Annotated in this window: 11 protein-coding genes, 1 tRNA gene and 1 pseudogene; 8 read left to right on the top strand and 5 right to left on the bottom strand. The window is 59.9% G+C overall.

The features are described from left to right. Window position 1 precedes the first annotated feature (1 nt). The 6 genes from pstA (at window position 2) to NZ960_07275 (ending at window position 5,940) form a co-directional block, all read left to right on the top strand. On the top strand, window positions 2-931 hold the full coding sequence (gene pstA, locus NZ960_07300; protein ID MCS7177398.1) for a phosphate ABC transporter permease PstA: 930 nt from the start codon (window positions 2-4) through the stop codon (window positions 929-931). A gap of 3 nt (window positions 932-934) precedes the next feature. Next, window positions 935-1,708 (top strand): phosphate ABC transporter ATP-binding protein PstB, encoded by a 774-nt coding sequence (pstB, locus tag NZ960_07295; protein ID MCS7177397.1) that lies wholly within the window; start codon window positions 935-937, stop codon window positions 1,706-1,708. 30 nt (window positions 1,709-1,738) lie between these two features. Further along, window positions 1,739-2,440, top strand: coding sequence for a phosphate signaling complex protein PhoU (gene phoU, locus NZ960_07290; GenBank protein MCS7177396.1), 702 nt, complete (start codon window positions 1,739-1,741; stop codon window positions 2,438-2,440). Then, complete coding sequence (era, locus tag NZ960_07285) at window positions 2,437-3,402, top strand: GTPase Era (GenBank protein MCS7177395.1); 966 nt, start codon at window positions 2,437-2,439, stop codon at window positions 3,400-3,402. The genes phoU and era overlap by 4 nt, the downstream gene beginning before the upstream one ends. Before the next feature lie 6 nt (window positions 3,403-3,408). After that, window positions 3,409-4,485: a DNA-processing protein DprA gene (gene dprA, locus NZ960_07280; GenBank protein ID MCS7177394.1), complete on the top strand. Its 1,077-nt coding sequence runs from the start codon at window positions 3,409-3,411 to the stop codon at window positions 4,483-4,485. Window positions 4,486-4,566: 81 nt separating this feature from the next. Then, a complete protein-coding gene (locus tag NZ960_07275) occupies window positions 4,567-5,940 on the top strand; it encodes a tryptophanase (protein MCS7177393.1) in 1,374 nt (457 codons plus the stop codon). Here the strand turns inward: NZ960_07275 and NZ960_07270 are convergent. The 5 genes and pseudogenes from NZ960_07270 to NZ960_07250 form a co-directional block, all read right to left on the bottom strand. Continuing rightward, window positions 5,912-6,193: pseudogene (locus NZ960_07270) on the bottom strand (lytic transglycosylase domain-containing protein). The gene NZ960_07275 and the pseudogene NZ960_07270 sit on opposite strands and share 29 nt — an antisense overlap. Before the next feature lie 69 nt (window positions 6,194-6,262). Further along, entirely contained in the window at window positions 6,263-7,495 is a 1,233-nt protein-coding gene (locus NZ960_07265; protein ID MCS7177392.1) for an ABC transporter permease, read from the bottom strand. Next, window positions 7,492-8,556, bottom strand: coding sequence for an acyl-CoA dehydrogenase family protein (locus NZ960_07260; GenBank protein MCS7177391.1), 1,065 nt, complete (start codon window positions 8,554-8,556; stop codon window positions 7,492-7,494). The genes NZ960_07265 and NZ960_07260 overlap by 4 nt, the downstream gene beginning before the upstream one ends. A gap of 22 nt (window positions 8,557-8,578) precedes the next feature. Continuing rightward, the gene (locus NZ960_07255) at window positions 8,579-9,043 is read right to left on the bottom strand and encodes a peroxiredoxin (GenBank protein MCS7177390.1); all 465 of its coding nucleotides are present in this window, start codon (window positions 9,041-9,043) and stop codon (window positions 8,579-8,581) included. A gap of 16 nt (window positions 9,044-9,059) precedes the next feature. Beyond that, window positions 9,060-9,134: transfer RNA gene (locus NZ960_07250), tRNA-Glu, on the bottom strand. A gap of 144 nt (window positions 9,135-9,278) precedes the next feature. On the opposite strand from NZ960_07250, the gene NZ960_07245 reads away from it, so the two are divergent. Beyond that, on the top strand, window positions 9,279-10,577 hold the full coding sequence (locus tag NZ960_07245) for a citrate (Si)-synthase (GenBank protein MCS7177389.1): 1,299 nt from the start codon (window positions 9,279-9,281) through the stop codon (window positions 10,575-10,577). A gap of 861 nt (window positions 10,578-11,438) precedes the next feature. Beyond that, window positions 11,439-14,123 (top strand): site-specific DNA-methyltransferase, encoded by a 2,685-nt coding sequence (locus NZ960_07240; GenBank protein ID MCS7177388.1) that lies wholly within the window; start codon window positions 11,439-11,441, stop codon window positions 14,121-14,123. The last annotated feature ends 307 nt before the right edge of the window (window positions 14,124-14,430 follow it).

Raw genomic sequence — 14,430 nt, 5'->3', positions numbered from 1 at the left:
GATGGCCCGCTACGGCTTCCGGAAGGAATCGGGTGAGCAAGTCCTCATCGGACTCGGCTTCGTCGGGATTACCCTGCTGGCCGCGCTCTGCGTCTTCGGGCTTAGCGTGGGGCTCCTTGGGCATTTCGCCATCGAGGGACTCCCGCACGTTACGTGGGAGTTTCTCACAGAAGCCCCGCGCAACAACAACACAGAAGGGGGCATCTTCCCAGCTATCTACGGCACAGTGCTCCTGGTCATCCTGATGTCCATCCTGGGTGTGCCCATCGGGACGTTAACGGCGATCTACCTTGCCGAATACGCGCGAGAGGACTCCCGACTTACCCGCTGGGTACGCTTCGGCGTCAACACTTTGGCAGGTGTTCCTTCCATCGTCTTCGGCCTCTTCGGGTTGGGCTTCTTCGTGCAATTCGTCGGGAAAGGCATAGACCGGGTGTTCGGTCTAGAACTTGTGTGGGGCAAGCCTGCGATTATCTGGGCGGCAGCTACGCTAGCCGTGTTGACCCTCCCGGTCGTCATTGTGTCCGTAGAGGAGGCACTCCGTAGCGTCCCACGCCAGTTGCGGGAGGCTTCATTAGCGCTTGGAGCAACCCGATGGCAGACGATACGCCGAGTCGTACTGCCACATGCCTTCACGGGAATCCTCACCGGTTCCATCTTGGCCGTGAGCCGAGGAGCTGGCGAGGTTGCTCCCATCATGTTCGTTGGGGCCGCCTACTCCCTACCAGAGCTCCCCAAGAGCCTAACGAGCCAATTCATGGAGCTTGGCTACCACCTGTTCGTGCTCTCCACCCAGTCGCCAGACGTAGAGGTAACCCGACCGCTTCAGTACGCCACGACCGTCGTCTTGCTCCTGACCACCTTTGCTCTGAACTTAGTGGCCGTCCTTCTACGTCTGAGAATGCGCCGACGGCGACCCTTGACGCTCTAAGCCATGGCACCTCCGACTCCATTGGAGCCCAAGATCCGAACCTTTGAGCTGAGTGTCCACTACGGGCACAAGCATGCCCTGCAGGACGTAACGGTGGATATCTACGCCTACCGAGTGACGGCCTTCATTGGCCCATCCGGCTGCGGGAAATCCACCTTCCTACGAGCTCTGAACCGCATGAATGAGCTCATCCCGAACGCGCGCACCACAGGGCGGGTAGAAATCGACGGCATCAACATCTACGACCCGTCGGTAGATGTAGTGCAGGTGCGGCGCCGCGTGGGGATGGTCTTCCAGCAGTCCGTGCCCTTCCCGAAGTCCATCTACGAAAACGTCGCCTTTGGCCTCCGCCTCAATGGCAATCTCCCAAAGTCGGAGATAGACGCCATTGTCGAGGAAAGCCTCCGCCGCGCCGCTCTGTGGGACGAAGTCAAGGACAGGCTCCACCACTCCGCGCTGGAACTCTCTGGTGGGCAGCAGCAGCGTCTCTGCATCGCCCGAGCAATTGCTGTTAACCCGGAAATCCTGCTCATGGACGAGCCCTGCTCTGCCCTGGACCCCATCAGCACTGCCAAGATCGAGGAGCTCATCGAGGAACTGAAGCGCGACTACACGATTGTGCTGGTTACCCACAACATCCAGCAAGCTGCCCGCATCAGCGACTATACCGGTTTCTTCTACTTAGGGCGCCTGGTAGAGTACAACCGGACGCGGGAGCTCTTCACAAACCCGCAGAAGCGGGAGACCGAGGACTACATCACCGGACGCTTTGGCTAAGCCTAAGTCGCACAGCACAGGGCTCGCCCCATGCACCGCAGCTTTGAAGAGGACCTCGACAAGCTTCGCACTCGCCTCATCCGTATGGGCAGTATCGTGGAAGAGCAGGTAGAGTTCGCCTTCCGCGCTCTCTTAGAGTGCAACACCACACTCGCTCAGCTCGTCATCGAGCGCGACGAGAAGATTGACGCCCTAGACATCAAAATTGACAGCCAGTGCCAGCGCATCTTCGCCCTTCACCAGCCCGTTGCCAGCGACCTGCGACTCCTCTTGACAGCGCTGAAGATCAACAACGAGCTGGAACGCATCGGCGACATGGCACTCAACATTGCGCGAGCAGTCCTGGAGGCCCCCGAAATCTGTGAGCTGGCACAGTTGGTCGGCCTGGAGCGGATGACGAAGGCAACGTTCACCATGGTCAAGACGAGTCTGGATACCTTCGTTAACGCCGATGCTGAGTTGGCAAAGCACCTCTTGCCACTGGACTCTACTGTAGATTCCCTGGAGCAGGAGATCAGCAACCGCGTCATCGAGCTCATGCAGCAGCAGAGTCAGCTCGTACGCCCAGGGGTGAAGCTGATCGTTGTGCTGCGGGCCATGGAGCGGATGGCAGACCATGCGACGAACATTGCCGAGAACGTCATCTTCCTCATAGAGGCCCGTCTCGTACGCCACCGTCAACTGGAGGACTTCTCAGCCCCTCCACAGCCATCACCCCAACCACAACCATGAGTAAGCACCGCTCCGAGGCACACCAACACCCTACCACTGAAGCGCCATCGCCACCCGTAGAAGAACTCCCACGGGTAGGGAGCACTGCCATCATTGGTAAGCCGAACGTGGGGAAGTCCACGCTCCTCAACACCATCTTGGGAACGAAGCTCTCCATCGTCACCCCAAAGCCTCAGACGACTCGGAAGCAGGTCATTGGCATCTACACCGACGTGCAGCGGCGACTCCAAATCCTCTTCCTGGACACTCCCGGCATACTGGAACCCCGCTACGAGCTCCACCGGGCAATGATGGGCTATGTCCACAGCTCCCTGAAGGATGCTGATGTGCTAGTCCTGGTTGCAGACGTCACCCAGCATGCAGACCCACAAACAGTGCTGACCCAAGAGGTCACTGAAGCCCTCCAGCACCTCCGAAAGCCCGTCATCGTTGCCCTCAACAAGATCGACCTCCTACGGAAGACAGAGGAGGTGCTCCCGATCATCGAACGCTACGCCGCAGTGGGTCTCTTCCAGGAGTTCGTGCCCATCTCCGCCCTCAAGCGCGCAAACGTCGACGAGCTACTTCGCACCATCGCGAGCTACCTCCCAAGCTCGCCCTTCCTCTACGATCCCGAGCAGCTAAGCACACAGCCAGAGCGCTTCTTCGTTGCCGAGCTGATCCGCGAGCACATTTTCCTACTCTATCAGCACGAGGTCCCCTACTCCACCGAGGTGCAAATCGTGGAGTTTGCCGAGCGGAAACACGGCAAATGGTACATCGCTGCTGACATCATCGTAGAGCGGGAGACCCAGAAGCCTATCCTCATCGGCACTGGCGGGCACCGTCTGAAGCTCCTAGGCCAGCGAGCTCGAAAGGCAATCGAAGCCCATTTGGGAGTTCCCGTGTACTTGGAGCTCTTCGTCAAGGTACGTCGTCATTGGCGAAACGACAAGACAATGCTCCACTTCTTCGGCTACTAATCCTGGATGGGCTGGAGTGCGATCGACGTACTGACGCTGAGCTTCCTTCCAGGGCTTCCTCAGCGGTCTCTGCGACACTTCCTTGAGCACTACACGGACCTTCAAGAGCTTTGCGCTGCTGCGGCGTCTGGGGCCATACAGCAGCTCCATCTCTTCGAGGGATCAGCTCTCTCAGCGGCTCGACAGCGTGCCGAAGCCGTCTTACGCCGCTGCGAGCAGCTCTCCATCCAGCTACTGCCGCTAACCTCGCCGGACTATCCCTCCCTACTGCTCCACATCCCCTATCCCCCGCCCATCCTCTACCTCTGGGGGAAGCTCCAACCCGACGCCGTCCCCGTGATTAGCATCGTTGGGACTCGAGAGTGCACGATGTACGGAAGACTCTGCGCGGAGCGTTTCAGCGAGGCCTGCGTCCGTGCCGGTGCCGTCATCTGTAGCGGACTTGCTCGAGGAATCGACACCATCGCCCACGAAACAGCGCTGCGTGCGGGAGGCATCACCTATGCCGTGGCAGCTTCAGGGTTGGACCGAATTCAGCCTATCACTGCGGCTCGATTGGCCCAGCGGATCGTTGAGAGCGGTGGTGCTGTCCTCAGCGAGCATCCACCGGGCACGAAGGCACTGCCAGCCTACTTTCCCCAGCGGAATCGCATCATCAGCGGTCTCTCTCGAGCAGTCCTTGTCATCGAGAGCGGCATCCCTGGAGGGGCTCTGATTACCGCCCAATTCGCCTTCGACCAGGGACGGGATGTCTACGCCGTCCCTGGCAACATCACTTCGGAAAAGAGCCGGGGGACGAACATGCTCATTCAACGCCAAATAGCAGCTCCTGCCCTTTCACCCGAAGAGTTCCTTGCTGACGTGGGCTTAGCTCCCTTGGCTCCCCAGGCTTCCTCGCCTCAGTTCAACTCGCCTGCAGAAGAGCGTCTCTTCCACCTCCTCAGCGAAGAGCCGATCCACATTGACGCTCTCTCCGAACGAGCTGGCATCCCCGTCCAGGAAGCACTCTCGCGGCTGCTGGAGCTGGAGTTCCGCGGGCTGGTCCGCCAACTGCCTGGGAAGTACTTCATCCGCTCAGCATAGGGGCAGAACGGCATCAGCACTGGCGGCTGGCATCCCCCACTATCTTTGCGCTGAGTTCGTGCCCTCAACGGTGTAGCCAGCATGCCATATCCTTTTGAGCCCTTCCGCATCAAAGTCGTTGAGCCCCTCCGAATGACGACCCGTGCTGAACGGGAGCAGCTCTTGCAGCAGGCCCGCTACAACGTCTTTCGCCTCCGCTCGGAAGACGTACTCATTGACCTGCTCACTGACTCCGGTACCGGTGCCATGAGCCATTCACAGTGGGCCGCAATGCTCCAAGCGGATGAGGCCTACGCTGGTAGCTTGAGCTACTACCGATTCGTAGAGACCGTTCAAGCGCTGACTGGGATGCCGCACATCTTCCCGGTCCACCAGGGGAGGGCTGCCGAACGAATCCTCTTCCACCTCCTCGGCGGACCCGGCAAAGTCATCCCCAGCAACACGCACTTTGACACCACCAGAGCCAACATCGCCTTCACCGGTGCCGAGGCTCGCGACCTGCCTATCCCACAAGCCCTAGACCCCGATTCGGACCACCCCTTCAAGGGCGATATAGATGTGGAGCAGCTGCAGGAGCTTATCCAGCAAGCTGGCGCGCACCGTATCCCGGCCTGCCTCCTAACGCTCACGAACAACACGCTTGGGGGGCATCCAGTCTCAATGGCAAACGTGCGAGCCGTGAAGGCGGTGCTCTCGCAGTACGGAATCCCCCTCATCCTCGATGCTTGCAGAATCGCTGAAAACGCCTACCTCATCAAATGCCGTGAACCCGGCTACGCAGAGCGTACTCCTTGGGAGATTGCTCGCGAACTCTTCTCGTATGCTGACGCCTGCTTCATGAGCGCTAAAAAGGATGGTCTCGCCAACATTGGAGGCTTCATAGCTCTACGGGACACCCCGCTGGCAAAGCGCGTAGAGCAACTGCTCATCCTCTGGGAAGGCTTCCCGACACATGGCGGACTAGCCGGACGCGACTTGGAGGCGATTGCGCAAGGCCTCCGCGAAGCCTTCCAGGAGGAGTACCTGCACTACCGTATCCGCTCGATTGCAAGCTTTGCCGAACAGCTCCGGAAAGCAGGTCTGCCCGTAGTAGAACCGCCAGGCGGGCATGCAGTCTTCCTGAATGCTGCTCGTTTCGCTCCACACATTCCTCCGGAGCACTTCCCTGGACAGGCAATCGTTTGCGCCCTCTATGTCCACGCAGGGGTTCGCGCTGTTGAAGTTGGCTCGCTCATGCTGGGACGACGAGGCAGTGACGGACAGTTCCAGCGAGCGCCGATGGAGCTGGTCCGGCTTGCCATCCCGCGACGAGTATATACGCAGAGCCATCTGGAGTATGTGGCCAACGCGCTGGCTGAGCTCCATATGCAACGGGACTCGCTGCGCGGCTTCCGCATCGTCTCAGAGCCCCCGTTCTTGCGCCACTTCACGGCTGAATTGGAGCCGCTGCAGTAGCCACCGTCTCCAGCTGTCGGTAGAGTGCTAAGACCTTCTGGACGTACCGCTGAGTTTCGGGAAACGGTGGAATACCCCCATACTGCTGGACTCGTCCTGGACCAGCATTGTAGGCCGCCAAAGCCAGTGGGAGGCTGCCAAATCGTTGGAGCATCTGCTGTAAGTAGCGACTGCCGCCAACGATGTTGGCCTTCGGCTCGAAGGGGTCTGAGACGCCAAGCTCCCTTGCCGTCCCCGGCATGAGCTGCACGAGTTCCCGCAGGGAGGTCGACCGTGGATTGTCTGCTACCGAATGCTAGCAGCAACGGAGAAATCTTGGCGCTCACCGGAAGTGGAGCAGAGCGACCACCGGTAGGCGCCGTGCAACCGCGCTCGGCACAACGCTTGCCAGTACCGCCAACCCGACCGCTGCGGCGATGACGACGACGGGCTGCCACCAGAGAACCGCTATCGGCAGCGTGTCTAAGTAGTACAGCGCTCCCTCCAACCGAATGATTCCCCACTGGGTCTGCACCCACGCAAATGCCCCTGCTACTGCACATCCAGCAGCAGCCCCCGCAAAGCTCAGCCCCGTCCCCTGCCGCAACAAGAACCACCGAATCTGCCGTGGCGACAGTCCTAACACTTGGAGGATAGCAAAGCTCCTGGCCTTCTCTACAACCAAGAGCACCAAGAAGGTGAGCACGTTGAAGACCGCCACCAGCGTCATCAGCCCCAGCACCAACGGGATAGGGACACGCTGCAGCTCAATCCAGGCGAAGAGCGGCTGGTGGAGCTCGTAGAGGCTGAGGGCATAGAACGGAACCCCTAAAAGCTGCTCAATGCGCTGCGGAGCTTCACGGATCGCCTCCGCAGTCGGAAGCAGGAGATCAACCCCTGTTGCAGCTAGTTCTGGCACCTCCCATAACCGGCCTGCCCGTCCGAAGGGGAGGTAGGCATACAATTCCTCGTACTTCGTCAACCCGCTGCGGTAGACTCCGACAACTCTGAGCCGTTTCAGCAGCGGCAGGACATTGCCCCCTTGGCGTTGTGCAGTGATGACGAGCACCGTATCTCCTGGAACCAGCTCCAGCCGACGGGCCAGGGCTTGCCCGACCAGCACTTCGGAAGCCGTGTCAGAGCTGAAGTCCCCACGGCCGTCCACAATCTGGAATCCCACTGGCACCCGACTTGGTGCCAAGCTCAGTGCTCGCAACACTACTCCTTCAACACCGACTGCTGTGCGTAACAACGCCTCCTGCTCCCGCACTGCGGCAACCGTAGCACCTGGAAACTCCTGCTGCAATCGCTCCACCACCGGCTCGTAGAAGAATAGGTGTCCGCCGAACGTCCGCACTTGGACGTGCCACGTAAACCGCAGCGATTGCTCGTAGAGCGTCCGCTGGAAGCCCTCCAGGATGGCGAGGGCCAGCATGAGCGCCATGCTCCCCAGGAAGACGCTACCGAAGGCAACGACGCGAGAGAAGCGAAAGAAGCCGCCCCCCGCTGCTCGAAATAGGCGGCGACCTAACAGGCGAAAGAGTGCGGATGACGCTGCCCTTTCAGCCCACCTCATACTACCTCAGGCCTCCACTCCGGCCGCCACAACGCGTGGTGCTGAGCTACCGTGAGGAGATCCCGTGCTACCCGTCCAATCGCGGTCCCCTCCAGAATCGCCGCCATCCCAGCCGCCGGCAGCGCCTCGAGCACACACTGCCTGACCATCCAGACGGCCTCCCGAAGTATCCACTCACCACGCTGCCCCTGCTCTAGACTCAGTCTCCCTGCTACCACGCCCTCTTCCGCCCACTCTACCGTTGTGTGGAACACATACCGAGCGTACTCCAGCAGCTCCCGCCAGCGAGGGAGCAGAGCCCGAATGGCCGCAGGGTGTTCCAACGCTTCCAGCTCCCGGAAGAAGGCTCGGGCAAGCCCCAGTGCTACTGCTCCAATCGAAGCGGTAGCGAAGAAGCCGAAGGGAAGGTCATACACTGGCAGCCCCGGTTCCCAGAGCTTCTGCCCCACGACGAAGCTCCACCCCTCTGGCACGAAGACATCGTCCACGGTGAAGCTCCAGCTTGAGGTTGCCCGCATGCCGAGCGCGCGCCAATCTCGCTCCAGCCGTACCTGCTCCGGTAGCCACGCAAACGCCCGCACGGCACCGGTCTCCTGGACCCTTGCGTTTGCCGTGAAGAGCGTTGCGTACTGAGCTCCACTAGCATACCGCCAATGCCCTGACACTCGGTACCCTCCCCGCACCCGACGGGCTACCCCACCAACGGTTCCCGAACCAGCGATCACCGCACTATCGGCTGAAAAGAACTGTTGGGCTACCTCCGGCGCAAACGATGGCACGAAGAATCCCCCACCGGCACCAATCTGCACCAACCACGCCACGCTGCCATCCACTTCCGCCAGGGCCTCGTAGAGCCGGACTGCACTGCTCAGACTCTCCTCCCTGCCACCGAAGGCCTTTGGGACGAAGAGCTTGAAAATTCGCCGCCGCACGAGCCACTCCACAACCTCCTCAGGCACTATCTCTGCCTCTGCCCACTCCGAAGCCCGCTCGCGCAACCACTCTAGCTCTTCGTGCCTCAGGAGTGCCTCTCGCCGGTCTTGCAGGGCTGCTGTAGCCATTCTCCTGGCACCGCCCCTTGGCTCATTTCCGAGGTGCCCCTCCCTCTTGGAGTCGCAGAAGAAGACTTCGTAGCTCTCTTGCCTTCGGGTACCGCAGCCCTAATGAGCTCTTCCACCGATAGCGCACGATCCCCTCGGGATCCACAACTACGACACCGCGTGCCGGTAGGAGCCCTAAGGTCACCATCCCGTAGCGGCGGAAGACCTCCTGCTGAGGATCAGCGAGGAGCGGGAACGGTATCGCGTACCGGCGACGAAACTCCCGATGACGCTCCACAGTATCGGGACTAATGCCGAACACCCTCACCCCTGGTAGCTCTAACGCCTCCCATTCATCTCGGTAGTGGCAGAGCTGCTCCGTACAGACAGGACTGAAGTCACGCGGGTAGAAGAGCAACAGCACCCACTGTCCCCGAAAGCTCTCCAGCTTGGCCTCCGTACCGTCGTCGGCGGTGAGTGTAAATGGAGGAGCAACCGTGCGGTCCATCGGGCAGGGCTGGATTTGGTAGCGCATGGGGGACTCGAACCCCCGTTTCCGCCTTGAGAGGGCGGTGTCCTAACCCCTAGACGAATGCGCCGTTGACGTCGCAAAATTACAGCTTTCGCCAATACCCAGTCCTCTGTGAGAATTCGTGATACAGCTTCGCGCACGTCCGACGTAAACTTTGCTAAGTTTGCTGCCAACGGCACTTCGTTGTCGCACAGCCTCTCGTGAACGCCCGATGAGCACCCTTCTACGGCAGCGGCTGGAAGGATTGGCCCCGCAGTGGCAGCAGCAGCTCCGCACAGTGCTCCATGACTACGGCAGTACTCCTATCGCGGACATCCGCGTAGAGCAGGTCATCGGCGGTATGCGCGGGGTTCCAGCACTCCTCTGTGAAACCTCACTCGTCATCCCAACTGAAGGGCTCCGCATCCGCAATATCCCGATTGCCGACCTGGCAGACCGCATGCCAGAGGATATCTTCTGGCTCCTCTGCACTGGCGAGCTTCCCTCAGAGGAGGAGCGGGAGTCTCTGCGGCAGAGCTTGGCCGAACGGGCCCCTGTTCCGACGTACGTCTGGGATGCGCTCCGAGCCCTCCCTCGGGACTCGCATCCGATGGCGATGCTGAGCTTGGGCCTGTTGGCGATGGAGCGGGAATCCGCCTTCCGGCGGGCTTTCGAAGAGGGGCTCCCTCGAGGTGAACTCTGGAAGCCCCTGCTGGAGGACTGCCTAATGCTCCTGGGACGTATAACGACGCTGGCAGCCGGCATCTACCGGCTCCGTTTCCAGAATGCTGAGCCTATCCCACCCGACCCCGGGCTGGACTGGGCCTCTAACTTCGCCCACATGCTCGGACTTCCAGACCCCACCGGGCAGTTCCGGGACCTGGTGCGCCTCTACCTCGTCCTCCACAGCGATCACGAAGGCGGCAACGTCAGCGCCCTGACCGGCTACACCGTCGCCTCTGCGCTCTCCGACCCCTTCTATGCCGTCAGTGCCGGCCTCAACGGGTTGGCAGGGCCTCTGCACGGATTAGCAAACCAGGAATGCCTGCGCTTCCTACTGCAGACCCTGCAGACCCTGGGCTCCCAGCCTTCAGACGAGGCCTTAGAGCAATATCTCTGGGACTGGCTCAACAGTGGGCACGTCATCCCGGGCTACGGCCACGCAGTCCTTCGGGTAATTGACCCTCGCTTCACCCTCTTCCAGCAGTTTGCCGAGCAGTACCGCCTCCAGCATGAGCTGATCACCCTCGTCAACCAGCTCTTCCGGATCGTGCCCCAGGTCCTCCAGCGGCAGGGCAAAGTGAAGAACCCATGGCCCAACGTAGACGCTATCTCCGGCTCGCTACTCTACATCTACGGTCTGCAGGAGTTTGAGTTCTACACCGTCATGTTCGGGGTCTCCCGTGCCTTGGGAATCTGCGCCCAGATTCTGGTCCATCGCATCCTCGGCACCCCCATCATGCGGCCGAAGTCCTTGACACTCCAGGAGCTGGAGCAGATAGCCTGTAGCGCCGTCGCCTCCCATACGTAAGCCACCGAGGCTCATCCGTAATCCACACGAGTCTCCTCTACACCAGCGGCTGAGAGCCCCATAGCTCTCAGCCCCCCGCCTCTGCGATTCTGCGCATTCGCACCCTGCAGACGGCTCTTGAAGAACGCAGCGTACGGAACTGCCTCAGGAGCAGACCACGTCCAAACGAAGTCCCTACAGGTATCATCTATGCAATGCCGCTACGTAAGTTGTGCCGAATATCTACGACAACGTTGAGCAGAAATTACGCGCTCCACAGAGCGACGGCACAGTTGGAAAGAGCGGGCGTGTCCACCAAACCATAGGCCATCATGGGATACCAGAACACAGCAGAAGATTCAGCCGACTGCTTGCCGCTCTGGAAACGACACTGGAGAGCATGCGCCGATCAGCCGCTGAGGCAACACAGCAGGGATCCTATGCCGCGGCTCGGATACTGATGAGTATGGGGCGGCAGCTCGAACAATCTATCGCCCTAACTCGCGCCAGACACCGGCGGTGGAAGCGCCTCCATAGCAAATCCCGCAGAAGAGCCTCTGTCCACCAGCCGTTATCTCATGGGGAGCGAACACCAGAGGAAGCCTTCCGGCTGCCTATCCTGCGGGCGTTGGTTGCTCTGGGCGGCCAGGCGCGGTCGTCGGAGGTCCTGAAGTGTGTCTACGCTGAAATGCGGCCATACCTGAAGCCTGCCGACCTACGCCCACTTCCCTCTGATCAAGGGTCATCCGCTGGCAGAACGCTGCTCACTGGGCACGACTGTGGCTCGTCCACGAAGGCCTGTTCCGCAAGGATACCCCACGCGGCGTCTGGGCGATCTCGGATAAGGGCCAGCAGTACCTCGCTGCACATAGCCGGTGATCGTTGGGAGCGTCCCAGGATACCGGCAAGGCCGAGCACACGAGCTTCGAGGTGGATGTGGTCTCGCTCCACATCCACGAGCGCATCTCCACGCGCGCCATCCTCAACGCAGTGCGCCGACCACAGCCGTTGCAGCCCGACCTCTTTGGCGAAACGCCGCTGCCGGCGGATAAGCAGGTCGAGTTCTATCAGCACGAAGTCGGCTGGGCAAACCGCCTGATTTTGGGCGATTCGCTGCTCGTGATGAACTCGCTCTTGGTCAAAGAGGGCATGGCGGGCAAGGTGCAGATGATCTACATGGACCCGCCTTACGGCATCAAATACGCCTCCAACTTCCAGCCGCGCATTGACCGCCGCGACGTGAAAGACAAGGACGAAGACCTCACCCACGAACCCGAACAGATCAAAGCCTACCGCGATACCTGGAAACTGGGCATCCATTCTTACCTCACCTACCTGCGCGATCGACTGCTCTTGGCGCGGGAACTGCTCGCCGAGAGCGGCTCGATCTTTGTGCAGATCAACGACGAGAACCTGCACCTGGTGCGATGTCTATTGGATGAGGTGTTTGGGAGGGAGAATTTCGTGGCGGTGGTGGCGTTTCAGACTGCAGCAAGTCAAAACACCATGACCATTCCAAGGTTGTTTGATTATTTGCTGTGGTACGCGCGAGAATGCAATCAAATGAAAGTTCGGACACTTTACCGCGACAGGCACGAGGAAGAATTGTTGGCTACCTTCGATCGGACAGAGTGTGGTGGACGCAGGTTCAAGTCAGCGGAACGCAAGACGGACGATCTAGTGCTGATCGCGAGGTTGCGAGCTGCGGAGCGTCTGACCGAAGACGAGAAATACACAAAGCGTTATCCGGAAGATTTTTCGTTTATACGCTTACACAATGTTTGGGATGATACTGTGATAAGCACGTATTCACGAGAAAAGGTTTATGCCGTACAAACCAACACCAAGGTTATTGAGCGCTGCATCCTAATGACCACCGACCCGGGCGACCTCGTCTTCGATCCCACCTGCGGCTCGGGCACCACAGCCTACTGCGCCGAAAAGTGGGGCCGGCGCTGGATCACCTGCGATACCTCCCGCGTCGCGCTTGCCATTGCCCGGCAGCGGTTGATGACGGCGAAATTCGACTACTACGAGCTGCGTGACCCAGCGCGTGGTCCTGCCGGCGGCTTCCACTACGAAACCGTCCCGCACATCACGCTGGAGAGCATCGCCAAGAACACCGAAATTGACGCCATCGCTGCCAAATACCAGCCGCAGATCGAGCAGGCGCTGGCGGACTTAAACCGCACGCTGAAAGGACAGCCTGTGCGCATTCGCATCGCTCAAGGCGGGCGCGAAGGGCACGTCGTGGACTTCACTGCTCCCGATACAGAGACCTGCACGTTGCCAAGCGGACAAGTGGTGCGGGTTAATGAGCTGCTGGAGTGGGAAGTGCCGCGCGAGGTGCCGCATCCGTCTTGGCCCCAAGAAGCGCACGAGATTTACCACAAGCTACACCAAGCCAAACACAAAGGATTTGTCGAAGATACAGCGATCCAAACGTGGCTTCAGGACTTCTATCGGCTCACAGGTCATCGCTGGAAATCGCTGAAAGAAGTGCCCGATCCCGTCCCGGCGCCGGATTGGCCAGAAGCGGCTAAGGACGCCCTACGGCGCTTTTGGGAGGCGAAACGCAAGAAGCGCGAAGAGATTGACGAAAGCATCCGGCGCAACGCGCCGCAGGAGACGCTCTACGACCGCCCGAAGGTCAAGCCCGGCGTGGTGCGCGTGAGCGGACCCTTCACCGTCGAGGCCATCCCCGTGCCCGCCGTAGAAGACCCCATGCAGGTGCCCATCTCGCAGTTCGAGCAAGAAGAAGCTGCTGGGCGAGTAGACGACCGTGGCGGAGACTACCTAACGACGATGATCACCCTGCTCCAGCAGCAGGGTGGGGTGCTCTTCCCCGGCGGGAGGAAGATGGAGCTTCGCAACGTGCGCCCCTTGAACGTGGGGTATCTGCATGCTGAAGCAGAGGCAGAGCAAAACGGCGCGACGCTGCGTGTGGCGATCTCGTTTGGTCCGCAATACGGACCCGTGACGGCGCTGCAAGTGCAAGAGGCGATTCCCACTGCCAAGACGAATGGTTACGACGTCTTGATCTTTGCTGGCTTTGCGTTCGATCCCGAGGCGCAGGCGTTCATTCAAAAAGTACCAGTGCCCAAGCTGCAGGTGCATTTTGCAAACGTCGCTCCTGACGTGCTGGTGGGCGATCTGCTCAAAACCACCCGCGCCAGTCAAATTTTCACTGTCTTCGGTCAGCCCGATGTAGCTGTGAAGCGGCAAGCAGACGGCACGTTTATCGTGGAGCTGCGCGGGGTGGATATCTACGATCCGATCAAGGGCGAAGTGCATAGCGCGAGAGGAAACGAGGTAGCGGCTTGGTTTTTGGACACCGACTACGACGGCAAGACCTTCCACATCTGTCAGGCGTTTTTCCCTGGCGATCCCAATGCGTGGGAGAAGCTCCAGCGGGCGCTGCGAGCACAAATTGACCTAGAGACTTTCGAGCGCATGCGCGGCACGGTCTCGTTCCCGTTCCAGCTCGGTGAGCATCGGCGCATTGCGGTGAAGGTGATTGATTTTCGGGGGAATGAGGTAGTGCGGGTGGTGAAACCAACAGATTGAAGTATAATATGAACTATCGAGGGTATCCCGGCGTCACGTCGATCACGCGGCGGCTGCTTGCGCACCGGAATAACCCCGAGCGCGGTCACAGGAAGCTTGGCAACACTACTATCCCTAGGCTAGTGTGCAGCACAGTCTTGTTTTGTTCTAGCAAGGCGTACAATAGTGCATCGCAGTGAAGATGATTGGTTTTTGGGAAATGAAATGGTGTGGGTAGCATATGAGGGGAAGCAAATTTGAAAACGCGCTGTTCAGTGTGACATTGAGAGCAGAATTAGAAGCCTTCCTGCATCGTGTCAACCCCTGG

Origin of the sequence: Candidatus Kapaibacterium sp. (assembly GCA_025059875.1) — a bacterium.
GTDB lineage: Bacteria > Bacteroidota > Ignavibacteria > Kapaibacteriales > HRBIN21 > HRBIN21.
This window is presented reverse-complemented; position numbering and strand designations above follow the sequence as displayed.

Bases quoted from the DNA above. Each gene is read 5' to 3' on its own strand.
- pstA (MCS7177398.1), top strand. From the start codon at position 2: ATGGCCCGCTACGGCTTCCGGAAGGAATCGGGTGAGCAAGTCCTCATC.
- pstB (MCS7177397.1), top strand. From the start codon at position 935: ATGGCACCTCCGACTCCATTGGAGCCCAAGATCCGAACCTTTGAGCTG.
- phoU (MCS7177396.1), top strand. From the start codon at position 1,739: ATGCACCGCAGCTTTGAAGAGGACCTCGACAAGCTTCGCACTCGCCTC.
- era (MCS7177395.1), top strand. From the start codon at position 2,437: ATGAGTAAGCACCGCTCCGAGGCACACCAACACCCTACCACTGAAGCG.
- dprA (MCS7177394.1), top strand. From the start codon at position 3,409: ATGGGCTGGAGTGCGATCGACGTACTGACGCTGAGCTTCCTTCCAGGG.
- NZ960_07275 (MCS7177393.1), top strand. From the start codon at position 4,567: ATGCCATATCCTTTTGAGCCCTTCCGCATCAAAGTCGTTGAGCCCCTC.
- NZ960_07265 (MCS7177392.1), bottom strand. From the start codon at position 7,495: ATGAGGTGGGCTGAAAGGGCAGCGTCATCCGCACTCTTTCGCCTGTTA.
- NZ960_07260 (MCS7177391.1), bottom strand. From the start codon at position 8,556: ATGGCTACAGCAGCCCTGCAAGACCGGCGAGAGGCACTCCTGAGGCAC.
- NZ960_07255 (MCS7177390.1), bottom strand. From the start codon at position 9,043: ATGGACCGCACGGTTGCTCCTCCATTTACACTCACCGCCGACGACGGT.
- NZ960_07245 (MCS7177389.1), top strand. From the start codon at position 9,279: ATGAGCACCCTTCTACGGCAGCGGCTGGAAGGATTGGCCCCGCAGTGG.